Source organism: Vreelandella sp. ssv (assembly GCF_059448525.1).
In genome coordinates this window covers 3,108,808-3,128,133 of sequence record NZ_CM182545.1, presented here as the reverse complement: position 1 = coordinate 3,128,133, position 19,326 = coordinate 3,108,808, and the positions used below count along the sequence as shown (strand labels likewise).

Sequence of the window (19,326 nt, the reverse complement as noted above, 5' to 3'; positions counted from 1 at the left end):
CGGTTTATTTCCCGGGCTTTTCCACCGGAAAGCGGGTGTCGCGCAGGCTATCTTTGATCTTCTTGAGGTGGGGTAAGAAGTCTTCACCACGCCTCAAGGTCACTCCAGTGGCCAGTGCATCAATCAGCGTGAGCTGGATCACTCGCGAGGTCATCGGCATGTAGTGATCGGTATCTTCGGGTGTAGCAACTTCAAGCGTGGCGGTACACTCGTTAGCCAAGGGCGAGTGGGGGGCGGTAATGCCGAGTACTACCGCCCCTGCATCGCGGGCGAGCCGGGCGATATCGACTAATTCCCGGGTGCGACCCGTGTAGGAAATAATCACCACCACGTCCCCGGTATGGCAAGCCGCGGCGACCATGCGTTGCATCAGCACATCGATGTAGGCCATTACCGGCAGATTGAAGCGAAAGAATTTGTGCTGAGCGTCTTGCGCCACCGCGCCGGAGGCACCTAACCCAAAGATGTGAATCTGTTTTGCTTGAGTAAGGTAGTCCACCATGCGCTCGATGGCAGCCATGTCGATTTCTCGTTGAGCCTCATCAAGGGCGGCAATAGTGGCACCAAAGATTTTTTGGGTGTACTGGGTGGCGGTGTCGCCAGGCTCCACGGCCCGGGTAACGTAGGGCGTGCCACCGGCGAGACTCTGGGCTAGCTTTATCTTGAAATCGGGGTAGCCTTTGGCACCGAAGTTGCGACAAAAACGATTAACCGTGGGCTCACTAACGCTGGCTGCTTGAGCAAGGCTGGCAATGCTAAGACTCGTGGCAACCGTGGGGTCCTCAAGAATTACATTGGCAACTTTACGCTCCGAGCGATTGAGTTCTTCTAAACGTTCGCGTAAGCGGTCAAGTAAGTCATGAGCCATTAACGGTCTCCATGTGAGTAGTAGAAAAAAGCGGTTTCCATTCGCTGCACCAAGTGAAAAATGCTTCGGCAGTCAGGGGGCGGGCATAGAAGTAACCTTGCGCGGCTTCACAGCCAATAGAGCTCAAATAAGCCGCCTGGGCCGATGTCTCAATCCCCTCTGCCACCACATCGCAGCCTACGCTGTGCGCAAGCTGGGTAATAGTGTGCGCCAGTTGGCGATCAATTGCGCTGGTCTCTAGATCCATGACGAAGGCTCGATCAATTTTCAGCGTCGAGAAGGGCAGCGTTTTAATGTACGCCAGCGATGATTGGCCGGTACCAAAATCATCGATCGCCACCGCGATATTCATATCGGCCAATTGAGCAAGCTGCTGGCGCGCGTGATTCATATCACTCATTAGCCCTGACTCGGTCACTTCCAGGGCTAAGAAACACTCGGGAATCTGCTGGCGCTCAAGACGAGTAAGAAGTTGCTGAGCAAAGTCCTTACGCGTTAACTGGCGTGCGGCCACATTCACTGCGATATGAAAATCGTCATCGAGCAGCCCACGTGCACGCCACACTGTAATGTGGCGCATGGCTTCATCCAGCACCCAGTCACCAATTGAGAGAATATCACCACTGGCTTCTGCTAGCGGAATAAACTCGCCGGGAGAGATAAGCCCGAACTCAGGGTGCTGCCAGCGCAGCAGCGCCTCTGCGCCTAGAATCTTGTGATCGGCCAGCGATAATTTGGGCTGAAAGGCGAGCGACATTTCGCCTCGTTCGATGGCGCCGCGAATCGCCTGCTGAATATGCAGCTGGTGGCGCTGCTTCTCCTCAATCTCTGGTGTATAGCGTTGGACGAGTACCGTCCCCTGGGGCGGCAGTGCTAACGCAGCCATGTGCACCAGCCGATCTGCCTCAAAATGGCCTTCTTCGCCGCTGACCCCGATACGTGCGCTGAGCGGCAGCAATAGTTCATCAAGCGCCTGGTCCTGTTCAAAACATGCCAGCAAATGGTTGGCCATTTGTAGCAGTTTTTGTGGGTCGGCTGTGGTGGTTATCACCACTAGCTCGCTACCGCCCCATAAACCCAGTAGACACGCAGGGCTGAGCTGTCGGCGAAGTCGTTGGCTGATAAAACGGAGCAGCTGGTCGGCGACCCGATAACCGTGTAGTCGTACCACATCGTCTAACTTATCAAGCGCAATAAAGAGTAGCCCAGTCCCCGAGGCTTGAAGGGCGGCTGCTTGCAGCGCTTGGTTTAGTCCTCGTCGATTAGGTAGCTGGGTTATCGGGTCGGTTCGGGACTGGCGGTCTAGTTCCTGGGTGCGCTTGGCGACCATCAGCTCTAACGTATCGGCCTGCCTATCGCGTACTTGGTAGCGGTGCTCAATGTTTAACGTATTGCGTATACGCTGGAGGACTTCATCTTGCTTGAACGGTTTGGTAATAAAGTCACGAACGCCCATGGCTAGGGCGCGCTGGCGGGTCATATCATCAATTTGCGCAGTGAGCACAATAATCGGGGGCATCTGCTCTTCAAAGTGATCTCGTAACTCTTCTATTACCGCGTAGCCGTCTAAGTGCGGCATGCGGATATCCAGCAATAATAGGTCTGGCATCTGCTGCTGACAGTGGGGAAGTACTTCACGTGGGTCATTGATGCCGTGAACATTCTCGAAGCCATACTCGTCGAGCAGGTCGAGCATCAAATCAATATTAACCGTGTTGTCATCGACAACGAGCAGGTGTTTTTTAGTAAGGCTCATGGCGCCTTCCTTGGTACAGCATTCGAGAACTGGTTAAGTGTACGGCCAAGCTGTTCGATATCGATAGGTTTAGTGAGGTAATCGTCAAAACCGGCGGCTAAGCCATAGCGAAGATCTCGCTCCATGGCATTGGCTGACAGCGCAATCACCGTGATCTCTTGGAGTATCGGATCTTGCTGCATCTCTGCGAGAGCCTGGTAGCCGTTCATACCCGGTAAATGAATATCCATTAGCACTAAATCAGGCGGTGAGTGACGCATGATTTCAAGCCCTAATTCAGCGCTGGCCACCGTCTGAAGCTGTATATGGGTAAAATCTTCCATAATGTCTTCCATCAGCCGCTGGTTCGTGGGGTTATCTTCGATATACAGCAACTGAAAAGCCTGTTTGCTATCGTTGATAGTCTCGACGACTTTACTAGGGCCCACGTTTTCTGACGGCGAACTCTGCGCGGCCAGGGGTAACGTAAACCAAAACGTAGACCCTAAGCCCGGCGTACTATCGACCCCAATGCGGCCCTGCATTCTTCCGATTAATTCGCGGGTAATGGCCAATCCAATGCCGGTGCCTTCTACGGCTTCGTGCTCTGCACCAAGGCGATTAAACGGTTCAAATAGTTCGTGTTGGCGCTCAGCTGGAATCCCTCTTCCGGAGTCGGTCACGCTGATAAGTACTTCATTGTCCAGTTGCTTAACGGTGATCTCAATAGTGCCGCAGTGACTGTTATACTTAATCGCATTGGAAAGCAGGTTAAGTAGAACTTGTTTGATGCGGGTGTAATCAGCGCTTACTTGAATGCTTGTCGGCGTTGGCGTGCGGGTTAACGTAATACCCTCTGCCTCAATATTGGCCTCTAGAGTATTACAAGTATCGTTGATGACATTGGCGATCGCGATGGTTTCAATCGATAACGTCAGGTGGCCTGCTTCGATTCTAGCGAGATCTAACACTTCATTGATTAAGCTCAATAAATGTTGACCACTTTTCTCAATCTGGCCTATTTGACGATGCTGTTTTTCGCTCAGTGGGTCACGACGCCCTTTGGCCAATAGCTGTGAAAAGCCAATGATGGCATTGAGTGGCGTGCGTAACTCATGGCTCATTGAAGAAAGAAATTCACTTTTAGCTTGGTTGGCTTTTTCAGCTTGATCTCTGGCCTTTGCTAGATCCTGGGTGACTTGTTCGCGCTCAGCCATTTGGCTGTACAGGTTGATTAGCAGTGCGCAGGTATCAGTGAACGGCTGAAGCCAATCTAGCAGCGCTTGGTTTAACGGCTGCTTGCTGTTGGCAATGGCGTACATCCCGATCAATCGTTCACCGCTGAAAATGGGGACACCAAGATAGTTGGTTAGAATGGGGTGCCCAAGCGGGAAGCCGCCGCGTCTGAGGTGGCTATAGACATCATTGGTCATGATCACTTCACCATACGCAAAGACGTTGCCAAGCAGCGATTTGGGATTAGTGAGAGTCATATCACCGCTACGCAGCCGTTCCATCAGGTCACGTGAATCTTCACTCCAGGATAGATCGGTAATTGCATGAATTTTAAGCGCATTAGTGGTGTCGGTAGGCATCACTTCACCAATCAGCGCGTAGTCACTGTCGGTAAGCTCGCGCAGTGCCTCCATTAAGAAGGTCCATAGCCGTTTTCCCGACATTAATGCCTGGTAATCGGTAATCCCCTGGTGGAGAACTTTGAGCAGGTTCTGCTCTTTACGCATTCTGCGGTTGGCGTCGTAAACGTCGGATAAATCCGTTAGCACGCCCAAAAACTCCGCTACTTCACCGTGGTCGTCGTGAATGACGCTAATGGTAAGGTGAACCGGAATTTTACGCCCATCTTTATGCAGTGCCTCAATTTCACGGCCACGGCCGATGATATTAGGTTCGCTCCCCGCAATATAACGGGCGATAAATGAATCGTGCCTTGAGCTAATGTCGGGAGGGGTGAGAACTGAAACATTTTTCCCGAGCAGCTCGCTCTCCTCATAGCCCAGCAGATTAAGCGCAAAGGGATTGATGCCAATAATGAGACCCGCATGATCAGTACGCACCTTGGCCGTTGAGCTTTTGGTAAATAATGCCTCAAAACGGCGCGCCGTATGGGTCAGGTCCACCTGTAACTTATGTTGGCGAAGCAGCTCTTCTACTTGGCCAGCCAAGCTGCCCAGTAGCTTTAAATCACGCTCGCTGAAGTGGCGAGGCTGGCGGTCAATAATGCACAGCGTTCCAACTGCCATGTCATTGAGTGGCCTTAGTGGGTAACCCGCGTAAAAACGGATGTGGGGCAGGCCGTCAACGAGTGGATTGTCTCTAAAGCGTTCGTCATGCAGCGTATCTTCAATCACCAGAGGGGCATTATGAGCGATAGCATGGGCGCAGAATGAGAACTCGCGATTTGTTTCACATGTTTCAAGCCCTTGGTGAGATTTAAACCATTGGCGCTCTTTATCCACTAAAGAGACTAAGGCAATCGGCACATCAAACAGGTCGCGCGCCAACTGCGTCATACGCTCAAAAGCCCTCTCTTCGGGGGTGTCGAGTACCTGTAAAGCATGCAAGGCCGCCAGGCGCTGTGTTTCATTATCGGGAGTGTCTGGGGCTTGCATGATCGTTCCAAGGCGATAAATTAATAAAACATACCATACAGGCGCTATACCAATGGATAACTAGATATCGGTCGTTACCATATTAGCTTTAGCCCATTCCCATAAGTTTCATTAGCCAGCGCCGGTAAGGAGGATAAATCAGGTGACTAGGTGAGCGTTTTGATTGATAAAAAACGCCCCGTAAATGGCTAAAACGCTCAAAGCCATGATGTCCGTGATAAGCGCCTATGCCACTCTCGCCTACCCCACCAAAAGGTAAAGAGGGGACGGCGTGATGAAGCAGTGTGGCATTGAATACCAACGCTCCCGAGTGAGTCGATTGCAGCAACTGTTGCTGTAAACCTTTATCGTGGGTAAACGCATACAGTACTAATGGGTGGGGGCGTGCATTCACAAAGCTTATGGCTGCCGGTATATCACTTACCCCAATTATCGGTAGGCAGCGTCCAAAAATTTCTTCACGCATCATCTGCAAACCTTGATGGGGGTCGATGATCAGCGCGGGGGCGTGAGTGCCGTGATCAATGATTCTGCAGCCATGGTCATGCGCCTCTTGCAGCAAGGCATTGAGCCGCTCTTGATGAGCTGCATTAATGGCATGAGTGTCCGCATGATCGTTGGGGCGCTGCTGTTGAATAGCCTCACTTAAGGCGTTAACCAGGGCGCTAATATGGCGGCTCTCTACCAGCACGTAGTCGGGGGCGATACAGCTTTGTCCGCCGTTCATGCCTTTGCCGAAAATAATCGCCGCGGCGGCTTGGTCTAGGTCGACATCGCCCGCCACAATAGCGGGTGACTTACCACCCAGTTCAAGTGTTGTGGGGGTTAAGTTCACCGCCGCAGCTTGGGCCACTTGTCGCCCCACCTCTGTGGAGCCCGTAAATATCAAGTGATCAAACGGTAAGCTGCTGAAACGACGCGAGACCTCAACGTCGCCTTCCACTACTTGAAGCTCTTCGGGGGTAAAGTATTGTGGCACCAACTGCATGAGCAAAGCGCTAGTGGCAGGGGTCTGCTCGCTAGGCTTTAGCATGACCACATTGCCCGCTGAAAACGCATCCACTACCGGCAATAGTGCCAGGCTCCACGGGTAGTTCCATGGTGAGATCACTCCGACAACGCCCAGCGGTTGAGGCGCAATGCGGGCCCGAGCAGGCAGTAGTCGCCAGGGCATGCTGACCGCCCACGAACGCATCCAGCGCCATAGGTGTAGCCTAGCGTGCCGAATAGCGTGAAGCACCGCGTTGATTTCAGCCATGCGTATTTCCACATCGCTTCGCTGACCAAAATCCGTTTGAATGGCCCGGATAATCTCAAGCTGATGATGTTTGGTCATACGCGCGAGGCGGGACAGGCGGTCACGTCGAACCGTTAACGTTGGATAGGGCATTTGACCAGCAGCTTGGCGTTGCGTCTGAAAGTCACCCATTAAGTCGCTCGTCATGGCCTCTCCTATGCCGCTATCGGCGTGGCGTGTTAGGCAAAGCAGTTGGCGCGCTGCTCTGCGCTAGGTCGGTGCTAGTGGCTAGTGTAAAGTGGCGTTGGCAATCTTCATGGCGTAACCCGACACGCTCTGTTGGCCGACACTCTTAGGGAGATGCTATGTCGTTACACCCTCTTTCGCTTACTATTCTACCCAATATGGGGGCTGTCACGGCAAGCCAGTGGAATGCACTGGTAGATAACGATCAGCCCTTTTTACGTCATGCATTTTTAAACGCACTGGAAGAAAGTGGTGCCGTCAGCTTGGCGACGGGCTGGGAACCTTGTCATCTGAGTGTATGGCAAGGCGAGCAGTTAGTTGCAGCGATGCCGATGTATCGAAAACATCACTCCTACGGTGAGTATGTGTTTGATTGGGGTTGGGCGGAAGCACTAGAACGCGCCGGTGGCCGCTATTATCCCAAAGCGCTTAGTGCTGTGCCGTTTACCCCGGTTCCAGGCATGCGCACACTAATCGCAAAGCACGCCGATGCCAGAGCCGTGCGCGCTCTACTGGCCGGGGCATGGCGTGAACAGTGTGAAAGCCTTGATCTGTCTAGCTGGCACTTGCTGTTTGCCAATGAAGCTGACGTCACCGCCTGGCAGGCCCAGTGCCCTGAGCTGATCAGTCGTGAAGGCGTCCAATTTCAGTGGCGTGATCGTGGCTTCGGCGATTTTGATGGCTTCTTAGCCAGCCTCACCTCAAAGCGACGCAAAATGATCAAGCGCGAGCGTCGTTTGGTTGCCGACCAAGGCCTAAAGGTATCGCGTTTGGAGGGACATGCCATCACTTCCGCTGACATGGCCCACTTCTATCGCTGCTATGCGATGACCTACCATGAACGTGGTCGCCCGCCTTATTTAAACCATGACTTCTTTGAACGCCTGCGCGAAACCATGCCGGAGGCACTTGTGCTGGTACAGGCCCATGTTGAAGATCGACCTGTGGCCGCCGCGCTCTATTTCCGCGGTACAAGTACGCTCTATGGCCGCTACTGGGGTAGTGAAGTCATCGCGGACTGCCTGCATTTTGAGGCATGTTACTATCAAGGCATTGAATACTGTTTGCAGAATGGTTTAACGCTGTTTGATCCGGGAACCCAGGGCGAGCACAAGCTGGTCCGCGGATTTGCTCCACAGCGAGTGCGCTCGCTGCACTATATTGGTCACCCAGGGCTTTCCGCCGGAGTCGCTCAGTTTTGTCATGAAGAAGGCGAGCATGTTAGCGCCTACCGCGACGCAGCCCATCAAGCGCTCCCATTTAAGTAGTCATTTAAGCTTTCATTTAAATGATGCACGGCTCGCTGGTGTTGCGCCTTGATGGCATAATGCGCGCCAATCAGAGCGGCTATTTGCAATAGCCGCTGTTTTAAAACGTCATTTTTACATTCAACCTAGTCGATACGTTGTATGAGATAGGTTGTAAGAGATAGGTTCTTGGAGAGCAGTGATGCGCAAATGGTTAGTGATGGCATTGCTCGCCGTGCTGGCACTGCTTCAATACGAACTGTGGCTAGGTAACGGCGGCTGGAGCGATTTGCAGCACGTAGAGCAGCGGGTAGCGGTGCAGGAAGCGGCCAATGTTCCCATGCGCGAGCGCAATGCGCGGCTGGCGGCTGAAGTGACGGATTTAAAAACCGGTTTAGACGCGATTGAGGAACGGGCGCGTAGCGATATGGGCATGGTTCGTACCGATGAGCAGTTTTTCTGGGTGCCAGGGGTAGCGATCCAAAATGAGCTGCTTGGCATCAATGCAGGGTTGGTTGCGCCCCCGGAGCCATCGCAGTGAGTCACACTTGGTTAATTGTCCCCGCCGCAGGGCAGGGCCGCAGAATGGGTGCCGATAAACCTAAACAGTACTTACCTCTGTCCGATGAACAGCCGGTGCTGGCGCATACGCTGGCAAGATTGCACAGCGCTTTCCCTGACGCCCGCCTAGTGCTCTGTTTAGATGCCGATGACCGCTGGTTTTCGCCGCACTGGGTGCCTTTCACCGATTGGCAGCGCGTGCCAGGGGGCAGCGAGCGGATGGACAGTGTCTTGAATGCGCTACACGCCATGGCAGCCCAGGATGATGATATCGTGATGGTGCATGATGTGGCCCGTCCCTGCATTACTCAGGCAGATTTGAAGGCGTTATACCAAGCCGCTGCCGCCCATCCTGCAGGTGCGCTATTGGCGATGCCGGTAGCGGATACCATGAAGCGCGCCGACAAGCAGGGCTTGAGTGCGCGAACCGAGCCTCGGGACGATTTATGGCACGCCTTAACACCGCAAGGCTTTCGCTATGCCCTGCTGCGGCGTGCCCTGGAAACCGCCCGCCAGTTGCAAACCTTGGTGACCGATGAAGCGTCAGCGGTTGAAGCGCTAGGCGAGAGCCCGCAATTAGTCAGCGGCCGTCGCGACAATCTGAAAATTACCCACCCAGACGACTTAGCGCTGGCAGCCGCCATAATGGCGGCACAAGCCGCTCACACGCCTGACAGGTTTTAATCACTAGGAGCTAAGAAATGCGTATCGGCCACGGATTCGATGTACACCGTTTCGGCCCCGGCGATCATCTAATGATCGGAGGCGTTAAGCTGCCGTTTGAACACGGTTTCGTCGCCCATTCTGACGGTGATGTGCTGCTCCACGCTGTTAGTGACGCATTGTTAGGTGCCTGTGCCCTGGGCGATATCGGCCATCATTTTCCCGATACCGATTCTGCGTGGGCGGGGGCCGACAGCCGTGAGCTGCTGCGCCATGTCGTGTCGCTTATAAAGGGGCAGGGCTATGGGGTAGTCAATATTGATGCCACGCTAATGGCCCAAGCGCCAAAAATGGCGCCCCATATTGAGACAATGCGGAAAGTAATTGCCGTCGACCTAGGCATCGAGCTTGGTCAGGTCAATGTTAAAGCCACCACTACCGAACGATTAGGTTTCACCGGGCGCGGTGAAGGCATTGCTGCTGAAGCCGTCGTGCTGCTTAACTGCTCTGAGGCGCTCAATGATTAACATGCCAGAATGGCAGCGCTGTTTGGATGCTCAATTCGGTTCTCCTCAACCTGGCCAGTACCGTGCCAAGCCGGAAGACTTCTGGGTCGACGAGCAGCTTGATTTTACCCCCGAGGCACACGGTGAACATCTGTGGCTACGAGTTGAAAAGCGCAATCAAACCACGCTAGATGTCGTCAAGACGTTAAGTCGGCTTTGCGGCGTAACGCCCCGGGATATTGGTTACTCCGGCATGAAAGATCGTATTGCCGTGACCCGTCAGTGGCTGAGCGTGCATTTGCCAGGGCGCGATGCGCCGCCTGAGTTGGAGCAGTCACTTAATGCGCTGGGGGTCACCGTTGTTGATCAGGCGCGCCATCCTCGCAAGCTAAAACGGGGCGTTCACCGCACTAATCGTTTTGTTTTACGACTGAGCGGCGAGGCCATTACAAGCGACGATTTTGTCAGCCGTTGGGAAGCCCTTTGCCAGCATGGTGTGCCCAACTATTTTGGCCCTCAGCGGTTTGGTCACGAAGGTCGTAACCTGCAGCGTGCCGAAGCATTACTTAACCGAGGTTGGCGCAAGCGCGATGATCGTCAGGGTATGATGCTCTCTACGGCGCGCAGTTTTTTGTTTAACGAACTGCTCAGTGCGCGGATTGCGGATGGCACTTGGTCTCAGCCGCTGGCGGGCGACACATTAATGCTAGACGGCACGCAAAGTGTGTTTCGAATTGACGCCACTGATGCAACGTTGCAGACCCGCGCCACGGAGCTGGATGTGCATCCCACCGGCGTGCTTTGGGGCATTGGTGAAGCCGATCAGGGCGATGCTTCGGGTTATGAGGCTCGTTTGCTGCAGCAATACCCTGGGCTATGCAGTGGCCTTGAGCGCAGCGGGGTCAAACAGGCGCGCCGGGCACTGCGCATGCGGCTACTGGAACCACAGCTTGCTTGGGAGCCTGCTGCCGTTCGGCTTTCGTTCGCGCTGCCGCGGGGCAGTTTTGCCACCGCTGTGCTGGGTGAACTTATGCTGGCAGACTGACGTTGGTGGACCGAAAGTAGTGAGCGGAAAGTAGCTGATCTGATTCAGCTGTCATCACCGAGAGCAGCATACAGAAAAGTTAGTAAAAGAGAGGGATATCAGCGGCTGTGTTTCATGCTTATGCTTTTGCGCTCACGTCTCTTGTGGCCATATCTCTTGTACTTACGACTCTTGTGCTTATAACGTTTGTGTTTAAGAACAGGGAGACCCACTATGCGGCGACTGCTGCTTTCCAATGATGATGGTGTGCACGCGCCAGGCTTACGTGCGCTGCACGATGCGCTGTTGGCGCATGCCAATATTCGCGTAGTGGCCCCTGATCGAGACCGTAGCGGTGCCAGTAATTCGCTTACTTTGTCACGGCCACTCTCGCTGACGCCGCTGGATAACGGCTTTTATAGTGTCGATGGCACGCCAGCTGACTGCGTCTATTTAGGTGTTCACGGCGTGTGGGATGAAAAACCCGATTTAGTGATCTCAGGCATCAACCATGGCAGTAACCTAGGCGACGATGTGCTCTATTCAGGGACGGTCGCGGCGGCGATGGAGGGGCGCAATTTAGGTATGACGGCGATTGCTATGTCGCTATGCGGTGAGCGCCACTTTGACACCGCCGCAAAAGTGGCTGCCACCTTAATTGGCGCTGCCGATCAGCTTTCGCTGCCGCCGCGTACGCTGCTTAACGTGAATGTGCCAGACCTACCCTGGGAAGACATTAAAGGCGTCAAAGTAACGCGGCTGGGCTACCGGGGGCCAGCAGAGAAACCTCTGGCGGTGCAGGACCCTCGCGGGCGCACGCGCTACTGGATTGCGCCAGTAGCAGCTAACGCCGATGACGGTGATGACACCGACTTTGCCGCCGTTGAGGCGGGCTATGTATCGATTACGCCCCTTCAAACAGATTTAACTCGGCACCCCGCCCTTAACGATGTGCAGGAATGGTTGGATGTTTTTGCCTGATATCTCCCCCGGCGAGCTGCGTGGTCGCGGCATGACCTCCCAGCGCACGCGTGACCGTATGGTCGAGCGTCTTATGCAGCAAGGCATCAACGATGCCCGCGTGCTAGAGGTGATGGCCAGCGAGCCACGACATCTGTTCGTAGATGAAGCGTTGGCCCATCGTGCTTACGAAGATACTGCTTTACCGATTGGCTTCGGCCAAACGTTATCGCAGCCGTTCATCGTGGCGCGCATGACAGAGCTTGTGTTGCGCGCGGCACCACGAAGAGTATTGGAACTGGGGACGGGGTCCGGCTATCAAACTCTAATACTGTCTCGTTTAGTAGAAGAGCTTTACTCCATTGAGCGCATTGGTGCACTGCACGAGCGTGCGGCAGAGCGGTTACGTCGGCTAGTGGCGCCCGCGACGCTTGCGGTGGCGGACGGCGGCTATGGGTGGCCCGAAATTGCCCCATTTGATGTGATTTTGTTAACCGCTTGCGCTCAAACGGTGCCAGCATCGCTATTAGATCAATTGAGTTACGACGGGGTGCTAATCGCCCCGTTGGAAGACCCCGATGGCAGCCAATGGCTTACTCAGGTAAAGCGCATTGGCAGTGCCTTTGAAAAACGGCGGCTTGAGCCCGTACGTTTTGTACCTTTACTACAAGGAGTAGTGGATTGAAGCGGCAACCCTTGGGGATATTTTTACGAGGCGCAGGGATGGGCGCCGCCGACGCGGTACCCGGCGTGTCAGGAGGGACCATTGCGTTTATTAGCGGTATTTATGAAGAGCTGATCAATACAATTAAGCAGTTTGGCCCCAGCGCCATTGGTGTATGGCGTCAAAGAGGTTGGCGAGCGCTAAGCCTGCATTTGAATCTTGCGTTTTTAGTACCGCTATTGGCGGGTGTAGCAGTAAGCCTGTTTAGCGTTGCGCACCTAGCCCTATGGTTAATGGAAGCGCATCCACTATTGCTGGATGGGTTCTTTTTTGGTTTGGTGGCCGCCTCTGCGTTGGTCGTAGGTCAGGCGAGTAACGGCTGGAAAATATGGTATTTGCTACCGTTACTGGTCGGGCTATTGTTGGCTCAGGCGCTGCCAGGCATGATGCCGCTGGTGCTGCTGCTGGGCAATGAAGCATTGGTCCTGATGGTGGCCGGTTGTATCGCCATTAGCGCTATGCTGTTACCGGGAGTGTCAGGCAGCTTTTTATTGCTGACAATGGGGCTCTACGGCACCATCATGGGCGCCATTCGTAGCCTGGATTTGGGCATCATTATTCTGTTTGGAATGGGTTGCGTGGTCGGCTTAGCGGCGTTCTCAAGGCTGTTGTCCTGGCTGTTGCGACGCCACCATACGTCCACCATGCAACTGCTACTAGGGTTTATTGTCGGTTCGTTACCGGTTCTTTGGCCTTGGCGTGAGCTGTTACGCTATCAAATAGGACCAGAAGGGCAAATGATCCCACTGGAATACCGTTATTTGTTGCCTGCTGACTATGCCGTATTGACCGGTGCCTCGGCACAAGTCGCTGGCGTTGTCGCACTAATGGCCGTGGGGGCACTGATTGTCGTGTTACTCAACCGGAACGCGGATCGCCGGCCAATCGATACCCAGCTTGGCGCTGAAAAGGAGTAAGGTTTATATGTGTAAACATTATAGTTTTAAAGTACTTATGATGTCAGCGCTGGCATTAGCAATGACTGGCTGCGCCAGCCAACAAGGTGGAAGCCCTCAGGTGCGTGATTTAAGTCAAGCGCGCCAGGCGGTAGAGAATTCCCCACAATATACGGTTAAAGCGGGCGATACCCTGTATGGCATTGCATGGCAGCACAATTTGGATTACCGCCAACTGGCGGCAATGAATAATATTGATGCGCCTTATCAGATTCGCCCTGGTCAAACCATTGCTTTGCGAGAAGGTGCCTCAACGGGGCCCGCAACCAATAGCCAGTCTGTTGCTAATAACTCCAGCAGCGGCGCCGTCGCGACCGGGCTGAATCCCCAGGCGGCCTCTGTAGCGAGTGATGATCAGGAGTTAGACTGGCTGTTGCCCGACGAATCAGCCATTCAGCGCAACCAACGCCTGACGGCTGAGCGAGATGCTGTAGAGGCTACAGAACAAGTGGCAGGCTCTACAGAGAGCAATACCGCCCCGACGCCAGAACCTGAGGTGATAGCGGCTGCCGAGCCTGAGTCTGTCGTTCAATCTGAACCTGCTTCAAAGCCGCAGCCAGTATCAGAACCTGAACCACAGGCCGAAGCTGCTCCTGTGACACAAAATGCCAGCGTTGATCGCTCTACCCGAACCTATACCCCCGCTGAAACGATCAATTGGCAATGGCCTGCTAATGGCAACGTGGTCGGGGCATTTGGACAGGGCGATAGCATCACTGCCGGGATTGATATCACTGGTGAAAAGGGGCAACCTGTTAAAGCGGCAGGGCCTGGAATCGTGGTCTATGCAGGCAGTGGTGTAAGGGGCTATGGCAATCTCATTCTTCTCAAACACAACGACCAATTTCTGAGTGCGTATGCACATAATGATAGCTTAAGGGTCAGTGAAAATGACGTGGTAGAGGCTGGCGAAGTCATTGCCACGATGGGGGATAGTGATGCAGAGAATGTCAGATTGCATTTTGAGGTGCGCCGGGATGGCCAGCCTCAAGATCCCATGGACTTTCTGCCTTCCCGCTAGTTCACTCACCGCTAGAGTGAGGGGCCGGCGTTGCACTTGGAAGTTGCCCGAATCGCTGTGTTCGAGCGTCATATAACAATTGTCACATAACAATATGGTGTGCGTCATAGAGTGCACACCTTTGACTTTCTAAATGGCGGGTAGGTGATAATCGAGGGGTAAGGCCATGAGTATGTTGGAGAAAGATCTACAGGAGGTTGACCTGGATGCTGCTGAAGAAGCGCTTGATGATGCCGATGACGACGTCACTGGTGAAGAAGATGCTTTTGAAAAAGCGCTAGGGCGTGAGGATCGTCAATCGACCCAAAGCTTGGATGCAACGCAAATCTACCTCAACGAAATTGGCTTTTCGCCACTCTTAACGCCAGAAGAGGAAGTTTACTACGGCCGGTTAGCGCGTAAGGGCGACCCTTTAGGCCGTTCGCGGATGATTGAGTCCAACTTGCGGTTAGTCGTTAAAATTGCTCGTCGCTACCTCAATCGTGGCTTAACGCTGTTGGATTTGATCGAAGAGGGTAACCTGGGTCTGATTCGCGCGGTGGAAAAGTTTGATCCTGAGCGCGGCTTTCGTTTTTCGACCTATGCGACCTGGTGGATTCGTCAAACCATCGAGCGTGCGCTGATGAACCAAACGCGGACGATTCGCTTGCCGATTCATGTGGTTAAAGAGCTCAATATTTACCTGCGTGCGGCACGTGAATTGACCCAGAAGTTTGACCATGAAGCCACCGCCGAAGAGATTGCCGACCACCTTGACAAACCGGTTGAGGTAGTCAAAAAGATGCTCGGACTGAATGAGCGTGTGTCGTCAGTTGATTACCCCATGGGGGGGGAGAGCGATAAGCCGCTGATAGACACTTTAGCTGACGATGAGGTTCAAGGGCCTGAAGCGCGCTTGGTGGATGGCGATGTTAAAGAGCACGTTGATCTCTGGCTGGATGAACTTAGCGAAAAGCAGCGTGAAGTCGTCGTGCGCCGTTTTGGTTTGCGCGGCCATGAATCGGCAACGCTTGAAGAAGTGGGCGCCGAAATCGGTTTAACCCGCGAGCGGGTGCGCCAGATTCAAGTCGAGGCACTCAAGAAGCTGCGTCGTTCGCTGGAAAAACAGGGGCTTTCTTTGGAAGCACTGTTTGAAACTTAAGCACATTGAGACGCAAGCGCACCACGGGCGAATATAAACGCGCCTTACCTCTAAGCCGGGCAAGTACTATTAGGTGCTTACTCGGCTTTTTATCGCTAAATGTTTATTAATAAACGATTATTGACGATCACTAGTAAGTGAGAAAGCCCATGCGCCCCCTTGTGGCCGATATTGACCTGGACGCCCTGCGCCATAACTATCAATTGGCGTGCCGCTGCGCGCCACAAAGCCGCACAGTCGCTGTGATCAAGGCCGATGCGTATGGTCACGGCGCACTGGCCTGCGCTCAAGCGCTAGCGGGCGACGCTCCCGCATTTGCTGTTGCCTGTATCGAAGAGGCCCTTACCCTGCGTCAGGGTGGCATTACCCAGCCTATTGTACTGCTTGAAGGCATATTCAGTGTTGATGAGCTAGCGCTGGTGGACACTCACGGTTTTTGGATCGTGGTGCACACTCAGTGGCAGGTTGATGCACTGTTGGCAGCAACGCCGCGTCAGCCTATTCCAGTATGGTTAAAAGTTGACTCAGGCATGCATCGCCTGGGCTTTGCCATCGACGAGGCAGCCTCTATTTGGCGTCAGCTTAGCGCTGCCCCCAGTGTGGCGACGCTCCATCTCATGAGCCATTTTGCCAGCGCCGATTCCCGCGATAACCACTACTTCAACCAGCAATTAACCCGGCTGCAGGGGCTTGCCAACGAGCTAGAAGCCCCGCTGTGTCTGGCCAACTCACCGGCTACCCTGGCGTGGCCGGTCGCCCACGGCGACTGGAACCGGCCAGGTGTGATGCTCTACGGTAGCGACCCTTTGGACGTTGCCAATGAAATCACTCAGCAACTGCAGCCAGTAATGACCCTGCGCTCGGAAATTATTGCTCTGCGGGAGCTAGAGGAGGGCGAACCCGTTGGCTATAGCGGCCGCTGGCGTGCGCCGCGGCGCTCACGCATTGCTGTGGTCGCTTGTGGCTATGGCGATGGCTATGACCGTCATGCGGTGGACGGCACGCCGGTGCTGGTCAATGGTCAGCGCTGTGCGATAGCCGGTAAAGTCTCGATGGACATGCTCACGGTGGATGTAACCGACGTGCCCGATGCCGCGATTGGCAGCGATGTCGTTCTATGGGGTAAAGCCAGCAACGGCGAGATACTGACGGTGGATGAAGTGGCCCGCTACTGCGATACGATCAGCTATACGCTCTTAACAGGGGTACTGCCCCGTGCGCCGCGGCGTTATCATGGGCGTTCTGCTTAAACGGTTGTTTCTATGTCGAAATCACGTTATCCAAGCTCATTCGCCCACCCACGCTACTGGCCCACTTGGCTTGCTATCGGTGCTATGTATGTTGCCGCCTGGTTGCCCTGGCGGCTAAAAATGGCCATTGGCAAAGGGCTTGGTCTGCTCGCATGGCGCTTTGCCAAACGGCGGCGACGTATTACAGAAGCCAACATAGCGCTGTGCTTTCCCGAAAAGAGCACCGAACAACAGCGCCAGCTAGTCAAAGATACGTTTATTGCCAATGGCATTGGCCTGATTGAAACTGCCACGGGTTGGTGTCGCAATGGCGAAAGCCTGCGCCACCGAGTGGCTTACATCGGTGAGGAGCACATGGCTCGCGCCGAGGCGCAGGGTAAGGGCGTGATCATTGTCGGCGTTCACTTTTCGTCGCTCGATTTAGGCGGTGCCCTGCACGCGCTATTTTTCTCTGCTGACGCGGTCTATCGCCCGCATAACAACCCGCTGTTTGAACGCTTTATGACCCGCGCTCGTGGGCGTAATTTTGGTGTTGCCATTGATCGTTATGACCTGCGTGGCGCAGTGCGTCAGCTCAAAGCGGGTCGCATGGTATGGTACTCGCCAGACCAGGATTTTGGTCGCGATGTCAGTGTGTTTGCGCCGCTGTTTGGTCAGCAGGCCGCGACTATTCGTTTGACGGCCAAGCTTTCGCGTATGACAGGTGCGCCGGTCGTGCCCATGATGTTTCATCGCAACCCCGATAATGCAACCTATACGATTGAAAGCCTGCCTGCTCTAGAAGGTTTTCCGAGCAACGATGAGGTCGCTGATGCGACCCAGGTCAATCAGTTTATTGAGCAGGCGATCCGTAAGCACCCCGAGCAGTACCTATGGCTACACCGACGCTTTAAAACTCGCCCTGAAGGCGAACCAAGCGTTTATTGATCACAAATACGCGCCATAAAAAAAGCCAGCGTTTGCTGGCTTTTTGGCGTTCCGAGACGGCTGTTAGTCCAAATTACGGGAGTAAAAAATCTCCAGCATCTCTTTGCGCAAACGGCTTTCAATGTCACGTGCTTCTTCAAAGGTAATATCACGGCGAGATGTGCCGAACAGGTAGTTATCCAGCTCGAAATCTTTAAGCAGCATCTTGGTGTGGAACATGTTTTCCTGATACACGTTTACATCCATCATCTGATACGCATGCTTGGTATCTTCAGCAAGGTAGTCTTGAATGGAGGTAATGCCGTGATCGATAAACAGCTTTTTGCCATCTACGTCACGGGTGAAGCCGCGTACCCGATAGTCCATGGTGACAATATCGGAGTCGAAGCTGTGAATCAGGTAGTTCAGCGCTTTTAGCGGGCTGATATGACCGCAGGTGGAAACATCGATATCGAGACGGAAGGTGCTAATGCCGTTATCAGGGTGCGATTCAGGGTAGCTGTGCACCGTGACGTGGCTTTTATCTAAGTGCCCAACCACCGTTTCTGGCAGTGGTCCGGGGCCCGGTTTAATTTGCTCCGGCGCCGCCTCGTCTAGCTCATGTTCGGCAATCAATATCGTCACGCTTGCGCCATGGGGCTCATAGTCCTGGCGGGCGATGTTCAGCACATGAGCGCCGATGATATTGGTGACGTCTTTAAGAATCTGCGTCAAACGTTCGGCGTTGTAGAGCTCATCGATATAGTCGATATAAGCCGCACGCTGCTCTTCGGTTTTGGCGTAACAGATGTCGTAAATGTTGAAGCTCAACGAGCTGGTCAGGTTGTTAAACCCGTGGAGTCGGAGATTGTCTGTCACGTCCGAACCTCCCTGTGGCAGATGAAGACACCCCGACGAGCCAGCGCCGGAACCGATAAGACGTTGCCACCATCGCTGCGGCATAACCCTGTAAGATTCAGCAGAGCAGTCACGACGCAGTTAAAGGCGAAACAAGCGGGCGTATTATGCCCTTCCAGCCGGTGGGTTGCATCCGACTGAGCTACTTTTTTTGCCGCCGTGGTTAGGCTAACGGCAAGAGGAGGCGAGAGTGCCACGCGCAGGGCGCGTAAAAAACGGCTCAAGCCTCGATAATCTCAAAAGAGTGAGTGATCTCTACGCCGCCATTAACGAGCATGATAGACGCGCTGCAGTACTTTTCAGCGGAGAGCTCAACGGCACGCTGAACCTGCTTCTCTTTGAGCGCACGCCCGGTGACCACAAAATGGACATGGATCTTCGTAAATACAGACGGCACTTCATCGGCGCGCTCGGCGTCCAGCTCTGCGACACAGTCAGTGACATCGGCGCGCGCTTTATCAAGAATATTCAAGATATCAAATGCAGTGCAGCTGCCCATGCCCATTAGCAGCATTTCCATTGGGCGGGGGCCCGTGTTCCGGCCACCGTGGTCGGGCGGCCCGTCGATTACAACGCTGTGCCCGCTACCGGATTCCGCCACAAATTGACGGCCTTCTGTCCATTTTACCCGTGCTTTCACGCTGCTCTCCTCATCTAGGCGACGAAAGGTAAGTCGCGCAGCATAACATTTCTTGGCTTGCGCGCCTCTCTTCCCCGTTGCTCTTATCTTCCC

Annotated in this window: 18 protein-coding genes; 12 read left to right on the top strand and 6 right to left on the bottom strand. The window is 54.1% G+C overall.

Annotated elements, in window-relative coordinates:
* Positions 1–4: 4 nt before the first annotated feature.
* From AC5TBW_RS14240 to AC5TBW_RS14225, 4 genes are all read right to left on the bottom strand, one after another.
* Positions 5–868 (bottom strand): MurR/RpiR family transcriptional regulator, encoded by an 864-nt coding sequence (locus AC5TBW_RS14240; RefSeq protein WP_495509193.1) that lies wholly within the window; start codon positions 866–868, stop codon positions 5–7.
* On the bottom strand, positions 858–2,624 hold the full coding sequence (locus tag AC5TBW_RS14235) for a GGDEF/EAL domain-containing response regulator (protein WP_495509192.1): 1,767 nt from the start codon (positions 2,622–2,624) through the stop codon (positions 858–860). Before AC5TBW_RS14235 ends, AC5TBW_RS14240 begins: the two co-directional genes overlap by 11 nt.
* Complete coding sequence (locus tag AC5TBW_RS14230; RefSeq protein ID WP_495509191.1) at positions 2,621–5,233, bottom strand: ATP-binding protein; 2,613 nt, start codon at positions 5,231–5,233, stop codon at positions 2,621–2,623. Before AC5TBW_RS14230 ends, AC5TBW_RS14235 begins: the two co-directional genes overlap by 4 nt.
* 88 nt (positions 5,234–5,321) lie before the next feature.
* Complete coding sequence (locus tag AC5TBW_RS14225) at positions 5,322–6,677, bottom strand: aldehyde dehydrogenase family protein (protein ID WP_495509190.1); 1,356 nt, start codon at positions 6,675–6,677, stop codon at positions 5,322–5,324.
* A 158-nt stretch (positions 6,678–6,835) separates the two neighbouring features.
* Here AC5TBW_RS14225 and AC5TBW_RS14220 point away from each other — a divergent pair, with 158 nt between their 5' ends.
* The 12 genes from AC5TBW_RS14220 (at position 6,836) to lpxL (ending at position 17,696) form a co-directional block, all read left to right on the top strand.
* The gene (locus AC5TBW_RS14220; RefSeq protein WP_495509189.1) at positions 6,836–7,984 is read left to right on the top strand and encodes a GNAT family N-acetyltransferase; all 1,149 of its coding nucleotides are present in this window, start codon (positions 6,836–6,838) and stop codon (positions 7,982–7,984) included.
* Positions 7,985–8,165: 181 nt separating this feature from the next.
* Positions 8,166–8,504, top strand: coding sequence for a cell division protein FtsB (ftsB, locus tag AC5TBW_RS14215; RefSeq protein WP_495509188.1), 339 nt, complete (start codon positions 8,166–8,168; stop codon positions 8,502–8,504).
* The gene (gene ispD / locus AC5TBW_RS14210; protein WP_495509187.1) at positions 8,501–9,208 is read left to right on the top strand and encodes a 2-C-methyl-D-erythritol 4-phosphate cytidylyltransferase; all 708 of its coding nucleotides are present in this window, start codon (positions 8,501–8,503) and stop codon (positions 9,206–9,208) included. The genes ftsB and ispD overlap by 4 nt, the downstream gene beginning before the upstream one ends.
* 17 nt (positions 9,209–9,225) lie before the next feature.
* Positions 9,226–9,714 carry a 2-C-methyl-D-erythritol 2,4-cyclodiphosphate synthase gene (gene ispF, locus AC5TBW_RS14205; RefSeq protein WP_495509186.1) on the top strand — a complete coding sequence of 163 codons (489 nt, stop codon included), beginning with the start codon at positions 9,226–9,228 and terminating at the stop codon, positions 9,712–9,714.
* Positions 9,707–10,738 (top strand): tRNA pseudouridine(13) synthase TruD, encoded by a 1,032-nt coding sequence (gene truD / locus AC5TBW_RS14200; RefSeq protein WP_495509185.1) that lies wholly within the window; start codon positions 9,707–9,709, stop codon positions 10,736–10,738. Before ispF ends, truD begins: the two co-directional genes overlap by 8 nt.
* Positions 10,739–10,951: 213 nt before the next feature.
* Complete coding sequence (surE, locus tag AC5TBW_RS14195) at positions 10,952–11,698, top strand: 5'/3'-nucleotidase SurE (protein WP_495509184.1); 747 nt, start codon at positions 10,952–10,954, stop codon at positions 11,696–11,698.
* Positions 11,685–12,362, top strand: a complete 678-nt coding sequence (locus tag AC5TBW_RS14190) for a protein-L-isoaspartate(D-aspartate) O-methyltransferase (protein WP_495509183.1) — start codon at positions 11,685–11,687, stop codon at positions 12,360–12,362. Before surE ends, AC5TBW_RS14190 begins: the two co-directional genes overlap by 14 nt.
* Positions 12,359–13,318, top strand: a complete 960-nt coding sequence (locus AC5TBW_RS14185; protein ID WP_495509182.1) for a DUF368 domain-containing protein — start codon at positions 12,359–12,361, stop codon at positions 13,316–13,318. Before AC5TBW_RS14190 ends, AC5TBW_RS14185 begins: the two co-directional genes overlap by 4 nt.
* A 7-nt stretch (positions 13,319–13,325) precedes the next feature.
* Positions 13,326–14,378, top strand: coding sequence for a peptidoglycan DD-metalloendopeptidase family protein (locus AC5TBW_RS14180; RefSeq protein WP_495509181.1), 1,053 nt, complete (start codon positions 13,326–13,328; stop codon positions 14,376–14,378).
* A 166-nt stretch (positions 14,379–14,544) separates the two neighbouring features.
* Positions 14,545–15,519 (top strand): RNA polymerase sigma factor RpoS, encoded by a 975-nt coding sequence (gene rpoS / locus AC5TBW_RS14175; protein ID WP_495509180.1) that lies wholly within the window; start codon positions 14,545–14,547, stop codon positions 15,517–15,519.
* Positions 15,520–15,668: 149 nt separating this feature from the next.
* Positions 15,669–16,769 carry an alanine racemase gene (alr, locus tag AC5TBW_RS14170; RefSeq protein WP_495509179.1) on the top strand — a complete coding sequence of 367 codons (1,101 nt, stop codon included), beginning with the start codon at positions 15,669–15,671 and terminating at the stop codon, positions 16,767–16,769.
* Between the two features lie 12 nt (positions 16,770–16,781).
* Positions 16,782–17,696: an LpxL/LpxP family Kdo(2)-lipid IV(A) lauroyl/palmitoleoyl acyltransferase gene (gene lpxL, locus AC5TBW_RS14165; RefSeq protein ID WP_495509178.1), complete on the top strand. Its 915-nt coding sequence runs from the start codon at positions 16,782–16,784 to the stop codon at positions 17,694–17,696.
* A gap of 63 nt (positions 17,697–17,759) precedes the next feature.
* Here lpxL and speD read toward each other — a convergent pair whose 3' ends face one another.
* The gene (gene speD, locus AC5TBW_RS14160; protein WP_240717244.1) at positions 17,760–18,554 is read right to left on the bottom strand and encodes an adenosylmethionine decarboxylase; all 795 of its coding nucleotides are present in this window, start codon (positions 18,552–18,554) and stop codon (positions 17,760–17,762) included.
* Between the two features lie 259 nt (positions 18,555–18,813).
* A complete protein-coding gene (locus AC5TBW_RS14155) occupies positions 18,814–19,233 on the bottom strand; it encodes an OsmC family protein (RefSeq protein ID WP_495509177.1) in 420 nt (139 codons plus the stop codon).
* Positions 19,234–19,326 lie beyond the last annotated feature (93 nt).